Source organism: Paraburkholderia sp. SUR17, assembly GCF_029536165.1.
Lineage (GTDB): Bacteria > Pseudomonadota > Gammaproteobacteria > Burkholderiales > Burkholderiaceae > Paraburkholderia > Paraburkholderia kururiensis.
In genome coordinates this window covers 1,747,103-1,766,225 of sequence record NZ_CP120509.1, presented here as the reverse complement: position 1 = coordinate 1,766,225, position 19,123 = coordinate 1,747,103, and the positions used below count along the sequence as shown (strand labels likewise).

15 protein-coding genes are annotated in these 19,123 nt (G+C 65.5%); 12 read left to right on the top strand and 3 right to left on the bottom strand.

All coding sequences use genetic code 11. From position 1 onward, the window contains the following. Positions 1–480: 480 nt before the first annotated feature. Positions 481–1,059, bottom strand: a complete 579-nt coding sequence (locus P2869_RS25225; RefSeq protein ID WP_277598295.1) for a TetR/AcrR family transcriptional regulator — start codon at positions 1,057–1,059, stop codon at positions 481–483. A gap of 181 nt (positions 1,060–1,240) precedes the next feature. Between P2869_RS25225 and P2869_RS25220 the strand changes: the two genes are divergently transcribed. Beyond that, positions 1,241–2,680, top strand: coding sequence for an alpha/beta fold hydrolase (locus P2869_RS25220; protein WP_277598294.1), 1,440 nt, complete (start codon positions 1,241–1,243; stop codon positions 2,678–2,680). A 368-nt stretch (positions 2,681–3,048) separates the two neighbouring features. On the opposite strand, the gene P2869_RS25215 is transcribed toward P2869_RS25220, so the two are convergent. After that, positions 3,049–3,963 carry a glutaminase gene (locus tag P2869_RS25215; RefSeq protein ID WP_277598293.1) on the bottom strand — a complete coding sequence of 305 codons (915 nt, stop codon included), beginning with the start codon at positions 3,961–3,963 and terminating at the stop codon, positions 3,049–3,051. 264 nt (positions 3,964–4,227) lie between these two features. On the opposite strand from P2869_RS25215, the gene P2869_RS25210 reads away from it, so the two are divergent. Continuing rightward, positions 4,228–5,016, top strand: coding sequence for a helix-turn-helix transcriptional regulator (locus tag P2869_RS25210; protein WP_277598292.1), 789 nt, complete (start codon positions 4,228–4,230; stop codon positions 5,014–5,016). Between the two features lie 72 nt (positions 5,017–5,088). On the opposite strand, the gene P2869_RS25205 is transcribed toward P2869_RS25210, so the two are convergent. Further along, on the bottom strand, positions 5,089–6,690 hold the full coding sequence (locus P2869_RS25205; protein ID WP_277598291.1) for a DHA2 family efflux MFS transporter permease subunit: 1,602 nt from the start codon (positions 6,688–6,690) through the stop codon (positions 5,089–5,091). A 409-nt stretch (positions 6,691–7,099) separates the two neighbouring features. Here P2869_RS25205 and P2869_RS25200 point away from each other — a divergent pair, with 409 nt between their 5' ends. The 10 genes from P2869_RS25200 (at position 7,100) to P2869_RS25155 (ending at position 19,109) form a co-directional block, all read left to right on the top strand. After that, positions 7,100–7,756, top strand: coding sequence for a dienelactone hydrolase family protein (locus tag P2869_RS25200; protein ID WP_199544371.1), 657 nt, complete (start codon positions 7,100–7,102; stop codon positions 7,754–7,756). 257 nt (positions 7,757–8,013) lie between these two features. Continuing rightward, the gene (locus tag P2869_RS25195; RefSeq protein WP_277598290.1) at positions 8,014–9,060 is read left to right on the top strand and encodes a rod shape-determining protein; all 1,047 of its coding nucleotides are present in this window, start codon (positions 8,014–8,016) and stop codon (positions 9,058–9,060) included. Positions 9,061–9,319: 259 nt separating this feature from the next. Continuing rightward, positions 9,320–10,126, top strand: coding sequence for an alpha/beta hydrolase (locus P2869_RS25190; RefSeq protein WP_017775622.1), 807 nt, complete (start codon positions 9,320–9,322; stop codon positions 10,124–10,126). Between the two features lie 211 nt (positions 10,127–10,337). After that, complete coding sequence (gene gltA, locus P2869_RS25185; protein WP_017775623.1) at positions 10,338–11,639, top strand: citrate synthase; 1,302 nt, start codon at positions 10,338–10,340, stop codon at positions 11,637–11,639. Between the two features lie 130 nt (positions 11,640–11,769). Then, positions 11,770–14,070 (top strand): glycogen debranching N-terminal domain-containing protein, encoded by a 2,301-nt coding sequence (locus P2869_RS25180; RefSeq protein WP_277598289.1) that lies wholly within the window; start codon positions 11,770–11,772, stop codon positions 14,068–14,070. A 124-nt stretch (positions 14,071–14,194) separates the two neighbouring features. Beyond that, positions 14,195–15,055, top strand: coding sequence for a MurR/RpiR family transcriptional regulator (locus P2869_RS25175; RefSeq protein ID WP_277598288.1), 861 nt, complete (start codon positions 14,195–14,197; stop codon positions 15,053–15,055). A gap of 222 nt (positions 15,056–15,277) precedes the next feature. Continuing rightward, positions 15,278–16,627 (top strand): aspartate aminotransferase family protein, encoded by a 1,350-nt coding sequence (locus P2869_RS25170; protein WP_277598287.1) that lies wholly within the window; start codon positions 15,278–15,280, stop codon positions 16,625–16,627. 132 nt (positions 16,628–16,759) lie between these two features. Further along, positions 16,760–17,314 carry a carboxymuconolactone decarboxylase family protein gene (locus tag P2869_RS25165; RefSeq protein WP_277598286.1) on the top strand — a complete coding sequence of 185 codons (555 nt, stop codon included), beginning with the start codon at positions 16,760–16,762 and terminating at the stop codon, positions 17,312–17,314. 224 nt (positions 17,315–17,538) lie between these two features. Beyond that, positions 17,539–17,964 (top strand): OsmC family protein, encoded by a 426-nt coding sequence (locus P2869_RS25160; protein WP_017775628.1) that lies wholly within the window; start codon positions 17,539–17,541, stop codon positions 17,962–17,964. 191 nt (positions 17,965–18,155) lie between these two features. Continuing rightward, on the top strand, positions 18,156–19,109 hold the full coding sequence (locus P2869_RS25155; RefSeq protein ID WP_277598285.1) for an isocitrate lyase/phosphoenolpyruvate mutase family protein: 954 nt from the start codon (positions 18,156–18,158) through the stop codon (positions 19,107–19,109). The last annotated feature ends 14 nt before the right edge of the window (positions 19,110–19,123 follow it).

Genomic DNA, 19,123 nt, shown 5'->3' with positions numbered 1-19,123 from the left:
ATACGAGTCAGGAAAAGGGCGGCGCCGCGCGCGGCGCGTCGGCCGAGACAGGCATCAGCGCGGCGCCGCTCCGGCAATGGGTGGATGAGTTTTTCCAGGAGGCGGCAGATGACCTGAAAGCCCGTTTTCCGGAACACTAAGGGATGAGGCGTAGCGTGCCCGCTCTCAGCGGACCGCTATGCTTGATGCCGCAATCGCGTCGAGCATGTTCTTCGTGGCTGACGACGCGAAGGAAAAGTTCATTGAGGTGATGGCCCCCATTCTCGAAGCAAAATCCAGATGGGGAAGTGCGGGTCTTCGTAATCGATTTCAGCAGAGGCACTGTTACTGCAACACTTTACGAACGGTGCCGATGACGCGTTGCATATAGGAAGCGTCTGAGGCGGCCACAGCTTGATTGGGACTTTTACGTCTTCGCTGTGTCCTGACTGCGACCGGAGAATTGCATTTCGCTCGCGCAGCAGAACGACGTGCATTCATCTACTCGGAGGTCCGGTCCGTGCCGTCCTTTGCGAGTTCGGTCAATGCGGCCATGGCCCGCTTGTACGGCCCGAGATCCTCATTTGCAGCCTGCAGAATCAACGCTCCTTGCAGGCGCGCCACCCAGTCTTCCGCGAAATGCCGCGCCCGTGCTGGCGACATGCCACTTTCGCGCGCCAACGCTTCGACAGCGTCGATCCAGTGCGAAAACGCCAGTAGCAGACCGTGCCTCGCAACCGACCCGATATTGGACGTCGCGAGTTGCCCGAGCACGCAGGGCGTGCGTCCACCCAGGTACATCCGATCCAGCGCGGCCACGATTTTGCGGATGCGGGCTTTCAACGTGCCGGCCGATTGGGCCGCGTTCAGGATTTCACGATCGATCACCGCCGTTGCGCGCTCGAGTACCGCCGCAGCCATCTGTTCCTTTCCTTCGGGGAAATGGTGATAGAGGCTCGATTTGCCGAGGCCTGTTGCGCGCGACAGATCAGCAATCGACGCCCCCTCGAACCCCCGGTCCCGGAACACGGTGAACAGCCGGTCGATGATCTCGTCCTTCGATGCCTGAGCGGTAGCCATGGTTCTTTCGCCTCTCCAGAAAACTGATCGTTCGGTACAGATCGAAAGGGTAAGTCGCCTTGATCCACAAATCAATCCTTGACACGCGCATCCTCACCTACTACTGTACCGATCGTTCGGTTCAGTGAATGTGCGCAATCAATTCAGGCCGACGCCTCTTTCCGTGATCCAGGAGAACTCGATGTCCACGCTCGCCACGTATCAAACCGTTTCCGTCACCGACCGCCGCACCGGCACCGCCGTCAACCTGTTCTACCGCGAAGCCGGGCAGAAGGACGCGCCCGCCGTGCTGCTGCTGCACGGTTTTCCGACTTCGAGCCATCAGTACCGCGGGCTGATCGATCGTCTGGCCGACAAGTACCGCGTGGTTGCGCCGGATCTGCCCGGTTTCGGCTTTTCCGACGCACCCGACGCGAAGACGTTCGGCTATACCTTCGACCACCTCGCCGAAGTGATCGAAAGCTTCACTGATGTGATCGGCCTGACGCGCTATGCGTTGTACGTGTTCGACTACGGCGCGCCGGTGGGCTTCCGCCTCGCTGCGTCCCGCCCGGACCGCGTGTCCGCGCTCGTCTCGCAGAACGGCAACGCCTACGAGGAAGGTCTGAGCGAAGGATGGAACCCGATACGCGCCTATTGGGAAGACCCGTCCGATGCGAACCGTGAGCAGCTCCGCAGCCTTCTGGCGGCAGGGACCACGCGGTTCCAGTACGAGCATGGCGAGCGCGATACGTCGCATATCGCGCCGGAGAGCTACACGCTCGACCAGCATTTTCTCGATCGCACGGGCAACGACGAGATCCAGCTCGACCTGTTCGGCGATTACAAGACCAACGTCGCCGCCTACCCGCGCTTTCATGAGTATTTCCGCACGCATCGTCCGCCGACCTTGGCTGTGTGGGGCAAGAACGATCCGTTCTTCCTGCCGGCAGGGGCCGAGGCGTTCCGGCGCGACATCCCTGATGCCGAGGTGCGTTTTGTCGATGCCGGCCACTTCCCGCTCGAATCGCATCTGGACGAAGTGGCAGGCATCGTTCGGGCATTCTTCGCGCGGACGCTGGACGTTGCGCAAGGTCCGGCATTGTTCGGTGCACTGAATGACGTGCCGGCGTCGGATGAAACCGGGCCGCTGTTCGACGCCATGCGTGGCGTGTTCGGTTTCGTGCCTAATCTCGGCCATGCACTTGCGGTCGATCCGCCAGTGCTCTCCGCATACCTGGCCTGGCTCCATTCGCTCAGTACAACTTCGCTCGATGCGGTGGCGCAGCAGGTCGCAATGGCCGCAGCAAGCCGGGCGAATGCCGCCGACTATGGCGTAGCTGTTCACGCGACGCTCGCCGGCAAGCTCGGCGCGTCTGCAGACGTGGTCGATGCGCTGCGCAGCGGCAGCGTGCTCGCCGATCCGAAGCTGGAAGCGGTGCGCCAGTTCGCGACTGCCATCGCGTTGAAGCGCACCCAGGTGTCGGATAGCGACGTCAACATGTTGAAGGCGGCGGGTTTCGATCGTCGTGCGGCGGTGGCGATTGCAATGGCCGTGGCGGGCAAGACGCTCGTCAACACGGTCGCTCACTTGTCGCGGGTCGAGATCGACGCTGGCTTCCAGCCGGGCGCTGCTGCCTGACGCTGCCTTGCCGATGCGCCCGCGTACACCGCGGGCGCGGCAGTCAGCCGGGCAGGAAGACGGGCTGACGGCTGACGAATAGAGGAAAAGAAGGAAGGCGCTCAGGCTGAAGGTCTGAAGGCGGTCGAAAGGCCGAAAGTATCGAAATCGACGCTATCTTCGACACTCAATCCTCAGGAACCGGGCGGGCGCCAACATGACGGGCGCTATAGAGCAGCGCGAGCAAGCCTGCACTCGAATGCCGACGATCTGCCAAAGGCCGTCGGCGCAGGCAAGCAAACGCGGTCAACAGAATGAAGGCAATGAGTCCAACGCCTCGCGCCTGCATTGAGCGGATCAATCAATGCAGACCGCTCACGCCGCACCCATCAAAAAATAGACCGTCCCGTAAGCGTGGTCAGCCATTCCAGCGACTGGACGCCCGCCAGCGAATTGCCGTTCGCATCGAGCGCCGGCGACCAGACGCACGCCGCCATCTCGCCGGGCAGAACCGCGACAATGCCGCCGCCCACGCCGCTCTTTGCCGGCAGGCCGACACGGTAGACGAAGTCGCCGGCCGCGTCGTAGGTCCCGCAGGTGAGCATCAGCGCGGACAGGCGTTTGGCCGAACTGGCGTCCAGTACCCGTTCGCCGGTGGCGGGCGACACACCGCCGTTGGCGAGAAAGAGCGCGGCCCGTGCCAGCTCCACGCAGTTCATCGAGATCGCGCACTGGCGGCAGTACGCATCGACGACGGTTTCCGGGGGCATTTCCATATTGCCGAAGCTCGCCATGAAATGCGCCATCGCGCGATTGCGGTGCGCGTGTTGCAGCTCCGATTCCGCCACACGAGCCTCGTAGTCGATGCCGGGTTCGCCCGAGAGCCGCCGGATGAACTCGACCAGTGCCGTTTCCGCCTGCACGAAGCGGCGGCACAGAACGTCCGTCACCACGAGCGCACCTGCATTGATGAACGGGTTGCGGGGTTTGCCGTGTTCGGCTTCCAGCTGCACCAGCGAATTGAACGCGGTGCCCGACGGTTCGCGTCCCACGCGGTGCCACAGGTCGTCGCCGAGCAGTTTGAAGGCGAGCGTGCACGCAAAGAGTTTCGAGATGCTCTGGATCGAAAAGCGTGTGTCGGCTTCGCCCGTGCGGAACATCTGACCGTCGATCGTCACGACCGCCATGCCGAAGCGGTCGCCGGATATGCGTGCGAGTTCGGGAATGTAGTCGGCCACGCGTCCGGTGCCGAGGTAGGGCTGCACGTCGTGGCGAATCTGCTCGAGGATCGGGGTGTAGTTCATGAGGGCAAGAGACGGGCGAAGGCGAATACAGTCAGTCGGATGCTCAATGGTGCAGGCTGCTTCGGCACCTGCGTTTCAGTGCCTGCGCCCACGAGGGACGCAGCGTAGTGCAATGCAGTTCAGTTCAGTGCAGACGACGTGGGACGGCATTGTAATCGGGACTGCACTGCAGCAGGCGCCGCCGCGTTCTGCGGCGTGGTTTCATCCCGTGGAGGCTGTGCTAATCTGGTTTGTTCCCGCCCTGATCCGGGGGAAACAGACAGCATGATGGAAAGCCGCGATCCGACGGCGCCGGTGCGCGCCGTCTACGTGCTCGAGCAACGGCATGAAGGCAGCGAAGTGCCGTGGCGTGCGGAGCCGCGTGCCCAGTTGATTCGCTCGGGTAGTGGTGTGTTGACCGTGCGCACGGAGTCCGCGCTCTGGGTGGCGCCGCCCGGCCATGCGGTCTGGGTGCTGCCGGGCGTGCTGCACCGGCTGTCGTCCACGGCGCCGCTGGCGCTCCATACGCTCTACGCCGAAGGCGAACCGCTGCTCGTACCGGGCGCCGCGGCCGTGCCGCCCGTTGCGTTCGTGCCCGCACAAGGCTGCGTAGTGGCCATCGACCGGTTGACCGACGAACTGCTGCGAGCCGCGGCCATCTTCGGCCTGGGCTATACGGAAGAGGGCGCTCAGGCGCGGCTCGTGCAGGTCATCCTGGACCGCGTGCCGCAACTCGCCGTCATGCCGCTTTCATTGTTCCTGCCGCGCGACCCACGCATCCAGCGCGTGGCCGACATGCTGGTCACGAACCCGGCGGATTCCCGCGTGCTCGATGAACTCGCGGAAGCGGCTGGCGTGACGGCCCGTACAGCGGCGCGTCTCTTCGTCCGGGAAACGGGGCTCACGTTCGGTCAGTGGCGCCAGCAGTTGCGGCTGCTCGTCGCGCTCGAGAAGCTCGGCGCAGGCGCAAGCGTGACCCAGGTGGCGCTTGAAGTGGGCTACAACGACGTGTCGTCGTTCATCGCGGTCTTTCGCGATGCACTCGGCGAAACGCCTGCACGATATTTCCGCTAAGGCGCGCCTCTGGATGCGACATTCCGCAGCCGGATTATCGCGAACCCCGACGAACCGCAGACGAACTGCACTTCAATGCGCTCCGGCCGCATCTCCGCCGCCGCCCTTTGCGGGCCGCGTAATCCAGATCAACGGAATGATCAGCACGAAGATGATGGCCGAGACGTAGAAGATGTCGTTCAGCCCCATCATCGCGGCCTGCGTGTTCAGCGTGAACTCGAAGAGCGCATTCGCCGACGGTTGACTCAGGTGCAGCAGCGTCTGCGTGGAGTCGATCTGCTGGCGAAAGAGCGGGTTGTCCACCGTTGCCTGCTCGGTGAGGCGCACGTGGTGCAGCACGGTGCGGTTATTCCAGGCGTTGGTGGAAATGGAGGTGCCGATGGCGCCGCAGAATACGCGCACGAAGTTCGACAGGCCCGCCGCGGCCGGCACCTTGCTCGGCGGCTGCCCCGCGAGAATGATCGCGGTGAGCGGCACGAAGAACATGGCCATCGGAATGCCTTGCAGCAGCGTGGGCAGCACGAGGTGCCAGGTATCGATCTCGATCACGTAACGCGAGCGCATGTAGAAAACGATGGCGAACCCCACGAACGCGAGCGTCGCGATGATGCGTGCGTCCGAGCGGGGCAGCACGCGCCCCATCACCGGTGCGAGGATCACCGCGAAAATGCCGAGCGGCGCGGTGACGAGGCCGGCATCGACGGAACGATAGTTCAGGTATTCCTGCATCCACTGCGGCAGCAGCACCAGATTGCCGAAGAACACGGCATACGCGACGGAAATCGCCACCGTGCCGCCCAGGAAGTTGCGCTGCGCAAAGAGCCGCAGGTCGACGATAGGGTGCTGCTCCGTCAGTTCCCAGACCAGAAAGAACGCGAAGCCTATCAACGCCGTCACGCCCAGTCCCACGATGAACGGCGAATTGAACCAGTCGAGGTCCTTGCCCTTGTCGAGCATGATCTGCAGCGAGGCCACCCAGGTGATGAGCAGCCCGAGCCCCACTACGTCGATAGGCGGCTGCCGCGTGGCCGATTCGCGCTTGCGATAGATGGACCACGTGATGGCGGCCGCGAAGATGCCGACTGGAATGTTGATGTAGAAGATCCAGGCCCAGCTGTAGTTGTCCGTGATCCAGCCGCCCAGCGCGGGCCCCGCGATAGGCCCGACGGTCGCCGTCATGGCCCATAGCGCCAGCGCGGTGGCGGATTTTTCCTTCGGCCAGGAGCCCAGCAGAATGGCCTGCGAGAGCGGGATCAGCGGTCCGGCCACGGCGCCCTGCAACACGCGCGCGGCGAGCAGCACCGGCAGGCTGGGCGCGACGCCGCACAACCACGACGCCACTACGAACATCAGGATGGCGCCCACGAACAGCTTCACCTGGCCGATGCGCTGCGTGAGCCAGCCGGTGAGCGGAATCGACACGGCGTTCGAGGCCGCGAATACCGTGATGACCCACGTGCCTTCGTCCACGGAAACGCCGAGGTCGCCCGAAATAGTGGGAATCGCGACGTTGGCGATCGAGGTGTCGAGCACGTTCATGAACGTGGCAAGCGCAACGGCGATGGTGGCAAGCACGAGCTGGCCGCCGGCGAGCGGCGGCGGGGCAGCGGTGGCGGGCGCGGAAGCCGGCGAAGGCGCGGCCGGCGTAGCAGACGCAGTCCGTGGCGGATTCAAGCGATATCTCCGGAAAATCGGGCCGCATGTGCCGACGGGGTGGCCGGCTCACACCGATCAGCCGGTGTGCAGCCACAGGAAGACACCGGCCTCGACAGCGTGCAGAAACGTTGGCGCGAAATATCGATGCAAACCGCTCACACAAGACGCCAGCTCGCAACGAACATGCGACGGCGTGCGGCGGAATGCGGCAAGGCGCCGCGAAAGATGCGAATCGGGCCAAGCTTACCCGCATTCGGACATGCACGTCGGCGCGGTGCGCAGCGGTCGCCGCCCGCAAATTTCAGGCTGCCGGCATGGGCGCCTGCACAGGACGCCTGCACTGAAACGCGCGGTATGCTCGCGTTTGGGCACGCGCCCGGGCATGAGTCGCCGGACCATGCCGCAAAACCACATGCAGGGGATTGCAATGAGCTGGGAATCGTTCGAACACGGTTGGCGCCTTGCGCCGGCCGACGCGCCCGCGCGGGCGCTCGTCGTGCTGCTGCATGGCGTGGGCAGCAACGCGCAGGATCTCGTGCCGCTCGCCGACGCATGGCGCGGCTCGCTGCCGCAGGACGTGGCGTGGGCATCGCTCGACGGCAGCGAGCCGTTCGACGGAGGTTTCGGCGGGCGCCAGTGGTTCAGCCTGCGCGACATCGACGAGACCCGTCGCGGTGAGCGTGTCGTCGCCGCCTGGCCTGCACTCGAACGCATGTTGCGCGCCGAACTTGCGCATTGGGGGCTGCAGGGTTTCGGTCAGCTTGCACTCGTAGGCTTTTCGCAAGGGTCCATCATGTCGCTCTATCACGCTGCAACGCACGATGAGGGCGCCATGGCCGTCGTGGCCTACTCCGGGCGGCTCGCCGTGCCGGTCACCGCGCACAGCCGCACGCCGCTCACGCTCGTGCACGGTGTGGAGGACGGCGTCATTCCCATCGCGGAGCTCGAACGGGCGGCCAACGCGTTCAGCGACGCCGGCTTCGCCGTGGGTGCCTATGCGTTGCCGGGCGTCGGCCACACCATTTCGTCGCAGGGCGCCATGCTGGGCCGCGAAGCATTGGCGCGCGCCTTTTCGGCCCTTTAGCGAAGGGCGGTGCGCATGGAGACCCGCTCCATGACCCGCGCCGAAATACGCGGAAACATTCCGGGATGCCAAATTATTCTGGCGCGGCTAAAGTTTGCGGCGGCATGCGCCGTTAACGGTTCCAATAGGCCGTCATGGCCAGCAGGAACCGTCCGGCGCGTGAGGTAGCGCGGCGTTCGCCACCGCGCGGCGCGCCAGGGCGGCGACGATTCCGATCGCCCGGGCGGGGCGGTCGACGACACGAGCCGAGCCCACTCATGGCCAGAACAACGCCGCACCCCTCCTTCCTGAAACGGTTGTTCCGCCACGACGTGGCCGTGGATCTCGGCACGGCGAACACGCTCATCTACACGCACGACGAGGGCGTTGTGCTCAATCAGCCCTCGGTGGTGTGCTTCCAGAAACACGCCGCGCCGGGCGAAGCTCGCGTGGCGGCTGTCGGCAGCGAGGCGAAGCAGCTGCTCGGCCGTACCCCCGGCAACCTCGAAACGGTACGGCCCATGCGCCACGGCGTGATTGCCGATTTCTCCGCGGCCGAGCACATGATCCGTCAGTTCGTGGACATGGCCCAGCAGCGCCGGCTGTTCGGGCGGCGCGCGTCGTTCACCATCTGCGTGCCCGCGGGCGCGACGCATGTAGAGCGCCGGGCGATTCGCGAGGCGGCTGTGGCCGCCGGAGCGGGGCGGGTGAACCTGATCGGCGAATCGCTGGCTTCCGCGGTGGGCGCGGGCCTGCCGGTGTCGTCCGCCACGGGTTCGATGGTCGTGGACATTGGCGGCGGCACGACCGAAGTCGGCGTGGTGGCGCTGGGCGGTCTTGCCTACAGCGGCTCGATTCGCGTGGGCGGCGACCAGTTCGACCAGGCGATCGTGAGCTACGTGCGCAACCTGTTCGGCGTGCTGCTCGGCGAGCCCACGGCGGAGCACGTGAAGAAGACCATCGGTTCGGCGACGCGCGACGTGCCGCGGCAACGCATGAACGCGACCGGCCGCAGCCTCGACGACGGCCTGCCGCGCACCGTTGAACTCAGCAATCACGACGTGGCCGACGCAATCGTGTCGCCGCTCAAGCAGGTGATCGGCGCGGTGAAAGACGCGCTCGAAAACGCGCCGCCCGAACTGGTCACCGACATTGCGAGCACGGGCATCGTGCTCACGGGCGGCGGCGCGCTGCTCGCGAACCTGGACCGGTGCCTTGCGGCGGAACTTGGCGTGGCGGTGCGCATCGCCGACGAGCCGCTGACCTGCGCCGTGCGCGGCGCAGGCGCGGCCGGGCAGGTGCTGGACGAGTACGCGTTCGAATAAGCGCTACAGGCGCGAGCAACCGGCACGCCCGCACGGTACGACGAAAGCCGCGTCGCACGCGCAAAGCGCTGCCGTGGGACAATCCACCGTTCTTTCATTGTCTCTGCGCCCATTTTCAGCGGATGTTTCGATCCCGCTGCGGCGCGTTCTCTTGTCTGTGAATCAACGTCCCGCTTTTGCTCTGGCTCACTCCGTTCGAGCCGATTCCGCTCGCGCGGCTTTCGTCCCGTCCTTCATTGCGCTCGCCAACGGCTTACGCATGCCCTACGTCGAGGCCGGCAGGGGCGAACTGCTGCTCTTCGTGCACGGTTCGCTGTGCGACTACCGCTACTGGCAACCGCAACTCGATGGCCTTGCCGCCCGCTATCGCTGCGTGGCCGTGAGTCTCACGCATTACTGGCCCGACGCCGACCGGCAGAGCGCCGTGCCCTTCAGCTGGAGCCGCCACGCGGACGAACTTGCGCAGTTCGTGGAGCGCCTCGGTGCTGGCCCCGCGCACGTGGTGGGCCATTCGCGCGGCGGCTGCGTGTCGTTCCATTTCGCACGGCGGCATCCGCAGCACGTACGCACGCTGACGCTCGCGGACCCCGGCGGTCCGTTGCAGATCGAGGGCCGCCCGCCCGCGCAATTGCCGGAAACGGTGAATGCGTTGCGGGCCCGCGCGGCGCAACTGATCGAGGACGGGCACGTCGATGCCGGGCTCCAACTGTTCGTCGATTCGGTGAGCCGCCCGGGCTTCTGGGCCAAAAGCACCACGACGTTCCGCACCATGGCCACCGACAACGCGCACACGCTCGCCCGCCAGTTTCGCGATCCGCTGCCGGCCTATACGCCCGCCGACGCAGCCGACGTGCGTTGCCCCGTCCTGCTGATCGACGGCGAAAAAAGCCCGGACATGTTTCGGCGTACCGCCAGCGCGCTCGACGCGTGGCTGCCCGATGCACGGCGCGAAACAGTGCAGGGCGCCTCGCACGGCATGAACCTCGCGCATCCCGCGGCGTTCAATCGCTACGTCGATACGTTCATCGCAGGCGTGAAGGCGAGGGTGCCAGAGCACGGCATGTGAGCGCTGGTGCGCGCTTCGTCTTCAAGGCGCGAAACGCTTACAGTCAGCTTGCTTCGAGTATTGCGAGTCCCGAGACGGTTTGTTGTGTTGCACAGCATCAATTTGGCCAGTTCCTCGCCTTAGAATGCGAGGCCAGAGCCGCGACAGGTCGCCGCAACCCGCGCGACGGCACACCGCGTCTTTCATGCCCCGGCAAAAAAGGACTCCGAAGATGAACGAATCGAACACGCACGCCACGCTGCGCTTTTCCGATAGCGACCAGACCATCGAGCTGCCCGTCTACAAGGGCACGTTGGGCCCGGACGTCATCGACATCCGCAAGCTGTACGGTCAGACCGGCAAATTCACGTACGACCCGGGCTTCATGTCGACGGCGGCATGCAATTCGGCGATCACGTACATCGACGGGGACAAGGGCGAACTGCTGTACCGCGGCTACCCGATCGACAACCTCGCGCAAAACGCCGACTTCCTCGAAACCTGCTACCTGCTGCTCAAGGGCGAATTGCCCAACCAGGCCCAGAAGGACGAGTTCGTGAAGACCGTCACGAGCCACACGATGGTCCACGAGCAGATGCATCTCTTTTTCCGCGGCTTCCGTCGCGACGCGCACCCGATGTCGATTCTCGTGGCTGCGGTGGGCGCACTCTCGGCCTTCTACCACGACTCGCTCGACATCAATAACCCGCGTCATCGCGACGTGTCGGCGATCCGCATGATCGCCAAGCTTCCGACGCTGGTGGCGATGGCGTACAAGTACAGCATCGGTCAACCGTTCGTGTACCCGCGCGATGACCTCTCGTACAGCGCCAACTTCATGCGCATGATGTTCTCGAACCCGTGCGAGGAGTACAAGGTCAACGACGTGCTGGTGCGCGCGCTCGACCGCATCCTGATCCTTCACGCGGACCACGAGCAGAACGCCTCGACTTCGACGGTGCGCCTGGCCGGCTCGTCGGGCGCGAACCCGTTTGCGTGTATCGCGGCCGGTATCGCCTGTCTCTGGGGCCCGGCACACGGGGGCGCCAACGAAGCGGCGCTCAACATGCTCGAAGAGATCGGCTCGCCGGACAACATTCCCGAATTCATCCGTCAGGTGAAGGACAAGAATTCTGGCGTGAAGCTGATGGGCTTCGGCCACCGCGTCTACAAGAACTACGACCCGCGTGCGAAGCTGATGCGCGAGACGTGCCACGAAGTGCTCGAAGAACTGGGCCTGCACGACGATCCGCTTTTCAAGCTCGCGATGCAGCTCGAAAAGATCGCGCTGGAAGACGAATACTTCGTGTCGCGCAAGCTGTACCCGAACGTGGACTTCTACTCGGGCATCGTGCAGCGCGCGCTGGGCATTCCGACCTCGATGTTCACCTGCATCTTCGCGATGGCACGTACGGTGGGCTGGATTGCGCAGTGGAACGAAATGATCGCCGACCCTGAGCAGAAGATCGGCCGTCCGCGCCAGCTGTTCATCGGCGCCACGCCGCGCGAAGCGAAGCCGATCGCGAAGCGGTAATCGAGGCCGTCACCGCATTGCTCTGAACCAAAATCGCTCCCTCTGCTCGAAGCCTCTACAATCGGCGGCGTGCGTCGGCTAAACGCGGCGCACGCGATGCATTCGGCAGACACGGCACAGGAGCGATGCAATGCAGGATCCAGAAGCACTCGGCGGTGTAACGCACGCAGGGGGCGTGGACCACGCCCCCTCTCCCCAGCACGATGCAGACGGCGCGTTCATCCCGACAGAGGCCGCGCATGTCGCCAGCATGACCCAGCACGTGCTGAAGTCCGGCGACACGTTTATCGTCAACGACTCGCTGGGTGACATCACGGGCCACGACGACGGTCTCTTCGTCAACGACACGCGCGTGCTCTCGTCGCTGAGGCTCACCTTCGGCGGGCGCGCGCCATCGCTGCTCTCGGGCAGCGTCAGCAACGACAACACGGCGTTCACCGCGCATCTCACCAACCGTCCGCTGCCGCCGCTCGGCGGCAGCAGCACCCCCGAAGGCGTGATTCACGTTCAGCGTGTGCGCGTGCTCTCGGGCACCGTGCTCAACGAGGCGATCGAACTCACCAACTACGGCACGAGCGACGCTGTCGTGCCGCTTTCCATCTCGTTCGCGAGCGACTTTCGCGACATGTTCGAAGTGCGCGGCCTGAAGCGCGAGAAGCGCGGCAGTATCGAGCCCGCACGCATCGAGAACGACGAAGTGCGGCTCGACTATATCGGCCTCGACCGTGTGGCACGGCGTGTGCGCATCGCGTTTTCGCCCGCGCCCGACAAGCTGTTCGGCGACCGCGCCGATTATTCCGTGCGGCTGCCGGCGCAGGCGTGCGTATCGGTCTATCTGTCGGTTTCCGTGCACGTGGAGGCGCTGCCCGACGCACCGCGCGACACGCCGAGCGCGGGACCGGTGCAGCCCGCGCATCTCGTGAGCGAGGCGCACCTCTCGCAGATCGACGCGGCGCGCCCGCGTGTGGGCCGGGCCGCCGTGCGTGCGGCGATGGTGGATGCCCACCTCGTCATGCGCGAGCGCAGGCGCACGACGGCGCGCGTGCGTTCCAGCAATCCGCTCTTCAACGGGTGGATCGAGCGTTCGCTTGCCGACCTGGGTCTCCTCACGACCGATCTGGCAAGCGGTCCGTATCCGTACGCGGGCATTCCGTGGTTCTCCACTCCGTTTGGCCGCGATGCCGTCATCACGGCGCTGCAGAGCCTCTGGATGCAGCCGGCGCTTGCGCGCGGCGTGTTGCGCTTTCAGGCCGAGCACCAGGCGCGCGAGAACTCGCCGTTCCGTGATGCAGCGGTCGGCAAGATCATCCATGAGATGCGCAAGAGCGAGATGGCGGCCACGGGCGAAGTGCCGTTCGCGCAGTACTACGGCGGTGTGGACACCACGCCGCTCTTCATCGTGCTGGCAGGCGCCTACGCGGCACGCACCCACGACCTCGCGCTCATCGACGAACTGTGGCCCGCGCTGGAACGCGCCGCGAACTGGGTGGCCGGCGTATGCGATCGCAATCGTTTCGGGCTGCTCGATTATCAGCGCGAGTCCGAAGGGGGCCTTGCGAACCAGGGCTGGAAGGACAGCCACGATTCGGTTTTCCACGCGGACGGCCGCTTTCCCGAAGGCCCGATCGCGCTCGTCGAGGTGCAGGCCTACGCGGCCGCGGCATTCGACACGATGGCGCATTTCTCGGCCCTGCGCGGCCTCGGTAAGGACGCCGCCGCCTGGGCCGCACGCGCCGCGAAGATTCGCGCGTGCGTGGAGGAACGCTACTGGATGCCCGAATCGGGCTTCTACGGCATCGCGCTGGATGGCCGCGGCGAACTGTGCCGCGTGCTCGCATCGAATGCGGGGCATTTGCTCGCGTTCGGCTTGCCTTCACCGGAGCGCGGCAAGCAGGTGGTGGACGCGCTCGACTCCGCGCTGTTCCACACGGGCTGGGGCGTACGCACGCTGGCGGCGGGCCAGCCGCGCTTCAATCCGATGGCCTATCACAACGGGTCCGTGTGGCCGCACGACAACGCGCTCTGTGCGCGCGGTCTCGTGCGCTACGGCGGCAAGGCCGTGGCCGTGCGGCTGCTGCAGGCGCTGTTCGAAGCGGCCGTGACCTTCGACATGCGTCTGCCCGAGCTTTTCTGTGGCTTCCCGCGCCGCCGCGGCGAACCGCCTACGGCTTATCCCGTCGCGTGTCTGCCGCAGGCGTGGGCGGCCGGCTCGCCGTTCATGATGCTTGAAGCGTGCCTCGGCATCACGATCGACGCCGCGAGCCGCGAGGTGCGCATCGAGCAGCCCATGCTGCCCGAGGGCATCGACTGGATCGAGGTCGGCGACCTGCAGGTGGGCGAGGGCTCGGTCTCCATCGTGTTCCGGCGTATGGACGGCAAGGTCGTGGCATCGGCGGACAAGGGCGACGTGAAGGTTGTCGCGGTGCTGTAGGGGCGCGTTCGCATTCCGGTGAACGTGGGCGGCGCAACTCAAGGCCGCTCACGCACGGAGTCTTGCATGTCGCCCGATGCCCCGGTGATACCATTCGTTGCCGCCGCCACTTCGCTGTCGCCGCATGCCCGATACCTTCGACCAGCTCGCCGTTCTGATTCGTGCCCGCTTTGCCGGGCTGAGCCCGCAATTCCAGACGGGCGCGGCGTTTCTGCTCGATCATCCCGACGAAGTGGCCGTGCTCTCGATGCGCAAGGTGGCCGATCGCGCCCAGGTGCAGCCGGCGTCGCTCGTGCGGCTTGCGCAGCAACTCGGCTTTCCCGGCTGGAACGAGATGCGCGAACTCTTCGTGGCGCGCGTGCGCACGCGGCCCGAGCCGCTCACGAATCGCGCCCGCTCGCTCGTTGCGGGCAACGCCAAACAGTCGCTCGCACACGATCTGCTCATCGCGCAGCAACACAATCTCGATGTAACGGCCGCGCAGAACGAACGCACCTTGATCGAGGCCGCGCGCATTTTGCGTCGCGCGCGCCACGTGCACGTGGCCGGTTACCGGTCGTGCTATGCGGTGGCCTTCGGGCTCGTTTATGGCTACCGGTTTTTCCGTTCGTCCGTTTCGTTGCTCACAGGCGAAGCGGGCACGCTCGACATGCAGCTGCGAGCCATCGATCGCGACAGCGCGACGGTTGTGATCAGCTTCGCGCCGTATTCGGTGGAAGCGGTGCGCGTGGCCGAAACCGCGCTCGAAAAGGGCAGCAAGCTGGTTGCGATTACCGACAGCGCGGTGTCGCCCATCGCACTCAACGCCGACAAGTTGCTGATCTTCTCGCACGAGAGCCCGTCGTTCTTCCCGTCGCTCGTCGCGGCCACCGCGATTGCCGAGTCGCTCGTGGCGCATCTGCTCGCGCTGGAAGGCGCGGGTGCTGTCGAGCAGCTCGAGCAGGCGGAGCGTTCGTTGCACGCGAAAGGCGACTACGTGCCCTGACAGGCGGCGTTTCGACGTTCCGTCCCGCCGCTTGCTTCGTCCTTCACGCTTCGTCCCTTCATAAGCACTTTCCTGCGGCTTTGCGCGCGCGGTATGGCCGCATTCGGGCGCTGTTCTTGCTCCCTGGTTCGCAGATTCGGTCGCGTTTGCCTGTGTTGCCGCTTCGATCTCATTTGACAACAAATGTTGTGATACAGTGCGGCAATGCAACGGAGGAGCCGCATGTCTACCGTCTTTCACCGCATGCCGAAGCAGCCGCTGCCCGTCGCCGTAGCCGGCGAGGGTATCGAGATCATCGATTCGATGGGCAAGCGCTATATCGATGCAAGCGGCGGCGCGGCCGTTTCATGCCTCGGCCATAGCCATCCGCGTGTGATCGAGGCGATTGCGCAGCAGGCGCGGCAACTGCCTTATGCGCATACCTCGTTCTTCACGAACGAAGCTGCCGAGGCGCTTGCTGACCGGCTTGCCGCCGCCGCGCCGCAAGGGCTTCGCCATGTGTATTTCGTTTCGGGCGGCTCCGAGGCCATCGAAGCCGCGCTCAAGCTCGCGCGCCAGTACTTCGTGGAACGCGGCGAGCCGGCGCGCCGCCACTTCATTGCGCGACGTCAGAGCTATCACGGCAACACGCTGGGCGCGCTTGCGATTGGGGGCAACGCCTGGCGGCGCGAGCCGTTCCTGCCGCTACTGATCGAGTCCCACCATGTGAGCCCGTGCTTCGCGTACCGCGAGCGGCGCGACGGAGAAACCGACGACGCCTACGCACAGCGTCTTGCCGACGAACTCGAGCAGAAGATCCTCGAACTCGGTCCCGACACGGTGGCGGCCTTCGTCGCCGAAACAGTGGTGGGCGCCACAGCGGGTGCCGTGCCGCCGGTGCGCGACTATTTCCGGAAGATCCGCGCCGTCTGCGATCGCTACGGTGTGCTGCTGATTCTCGACGAGATCATGTGCGGCATGGGCCGCACCGGCCATCTGTTCGCGTGCGAGGAGGACGGCGTCACGCCGGACCTGCTCACCATCGCGAAGGGGCTGGGCGCGGGTTATCAGCCGATCGGCGCGACGCTCGTGAGCGAGCGCATCTACGAAACCATCGTGGGCGGTACCGGCTATTTTCAGCACGGCCACACCTACATCGGTCATGCCACCGCCTGCGCGGCGGCACTGGAAGTGCAGCGCGTGGTCGCGGAGGATCGCCTGCTCGACAACGTGCAGGCGAGGGGAGAGCAACTGCGCGCCCGCTTGCTCGAACGTTACGCGCGGCATCCGTATGTCGGCGACGTGCGGGGGCGTGGGTTGTTCGTGGGTGTCGAACTGGTGCACGATCGTGCATCGAAAGCGCCGTTCGATCCTGCACTCAAACTGCATGCCGCGATCAAGCGCGAGGCATTTTCGCGCGGTCTGATGGTGTATCCCATGGGCGGCACGGTGGATGGCAGGTTCGGCGACCATGTGCTGCTGGCGCCGCCGTTCATCTGCACGGCCACTGACATCGACACGATCGTCGAACGCCTCGCCGAAGCGATCGAAGCCGCGTTGCGAAAGAGCGGCGTCGCGACCGGAACTTGCTGAACGGCAGTGCATGATGCTGCGAGCGGCTGTCTGCGCGGCTCTCTATCTGCGGTATGTCTGCGGTATGTTGTGCCGATATGCGGCCGCGTGATTCAGGCGAAGCGAACCTTTTCAGTCAAGGCACTGCCATCCATGAGCGAACGTCTTCCCCCATTCGATCTCTCGCACGCAACGCCCGCGCAGCGCGCCGTGCTCGACGAGATCCTCTCCGGCCCGCGCGGCAATCTCAACGGCCCGTTTCTCGGCTGGATCCACAGCCCGGCGCTGGCACAGCACGCACAGCGCCTCGGCGCCTTTTGCCGTTATCAGACGGGCCTACCGCTGCGGCTTTCCGAACTCGCGATTCTCGTGACGGCGGCACGCTGGCGTGCACAGGCCGAGTGGCACATCCACTATCCGATCGCGCTCGAAGCCGGGGTGGCGCCGGCGCTCGCCGAGGCACTGCGCCAGGGCAACCCCCCCAAATTCGACGATCCCGACGATGCATTGATCCACGCCTTCGCGTCGGAACTCTACGACATGAAGCGCGTTTCCGATGCCACCTACGCGAAGGCCGTGGCCCGCTTCGGCCATGAAGTGGTGATCAACCTGGTCGGCCTGCTTGGCTACTACGCGCTGGTCGCGATGACGCTGAACGTCTTCGAGATGCGCGCCCAGGGGCAGGACACGTTGCCGTTCGCAGAATAGTGCAGGCTCACGGCGGGGCCGGACCGACGGAAAGATTCTGCAGCGGGCGCCGAAAACACAGCATCGGGAAGAACCGCCTATGATGAAGTCCGGTTCGCGCCCACGCTCGCCGGCGTGTGTGCCTGCGATCGATGCCTGCGCCACTCCCCCAGGGCGCGACCGTTGCGGCGGGCATCGCTTGCGCGAGACGGGCTCCGCCGGCGCGGCACACACTGGAGAGTGCGATGAAGCGCAAGGCATCGGCAGTCTGGCAAGGCGGCCTGCAGGACGGCAAGGGCTCCATTTCCACCGATAGCGGCGTCCTCGAGGACACCCAGTATTCGTTTTCGACGCGCTTCGAAAACGGTATCGGCACCAATCCCGAGGAACTGATTGCGGCAGCGCACGCCGGCTGCTTTTCGATGGCGTTGTCCGCCGAACTCGGCAAGGCCGGCATCAAGCCGGAGCGCATCGGGACCACCGCGACCGTCACGCTCGACAAGGCGGGGGCAGGCTTCGCCATTACCGCCGTGCACCTCGACGTGACCGTGAAGATTCCGGGCGGCGACAAGGCTGCATTCGACAAGGCCACGGCCGATGCAAAGGCGGGGTGCCCGGTCTCGAAAGTGCTGAACGCCACCATCACGATGGACGCGAAACTGGAAAGTTGAGCGAGTCCATCGGGCAGAACGTGCGCTCTGCCGTCCCGCCCTATTTGTGCCCCATTGCCGCCTCATTTGCCGCCGTATCGCCACTGCATTGCCACCATCGCGGCCATGCAGTCGTTGCGCAGCCGTTGCGTAACCGCCGGCGCGCCGGCGGCGCTCTCTCTGACACTCACTTCACAAGGACAACAACCATCATGACGACCGAGGCAACCCGACCTTCGGGAGAGGGGGCCGCAGGCGGTGCCACTGGCCCGTTGGCCCATGACCCCATCAGCCACGTGGAAAGCCAGACGGAAACCCACGCGGAAACCCAGGCGGAAAAGGCCCGGCGCTTGCGCGCCTTGCACGAAGCGCCGGGCGCATTCGTGATTCCTAACCCTTGGGACATCGGCTCGGCGCGGCTGCTGGCCGCGACAGGCTTCAAGGCGCTCGCCACCAGCAGCGCCGGCTATGCGTTCTCGCGCGGCGTGCCCGACAGCGCGGTGGGCCGCGAACAAATGCTCGTGCACCTCGCAGAAATCGCCGCGGCCACCGACCTGCCCGTGAGCGCGGACCTCGAGAACGGTTTCGGCGACGCGCCCGAAACTGCGGCGCAGACCATACGCCTCGCCGCCGGGGCGGGTGTGGTGGGCGGCTCGATCGAAGACGCCACCGGCCGTGCCGACAATCCCATCTATCCGTTCGAACTGGCCGTGGAGCGTGTGCGTGCGGCCGTGGAGGCGGCACGTGCATTGCCGTTTCCGTTCACCTTGACCGCGCGCGCCGAAAATCACCTGCACGGCCGCGACGACCTGCGCGACACGATTCGCCGCCTTCAGGCTTACGAGGAGGCCGGCGCCGACGTGCTCTACGCGCCAGGCCTGCGCTCGCGCGAGGACATTGCGGCCGTGGTGAGCGCGCTTACGCGGCCCGTCAACGTGTTGATGGGATTGCAGGGCGCCGTGTTGAGCGTCGCCGAACTAGAGGCGCTGGGGGTGAAACGGATCAGCGTGGGCGGGTCGCTCGCGCGCGCCGCATACGGGGCGTTCCTGCGCGCCGCGCGCGAGATGCACGACCGCGGCACCTTCACCTACGCAGCGGACGCGGTGAGCCACGTCGAAATCAGCGAACTGCTTTCGCGTGCGCCGCGCGAGACGCCGGCGGGCTGAAATACGCCATGCCC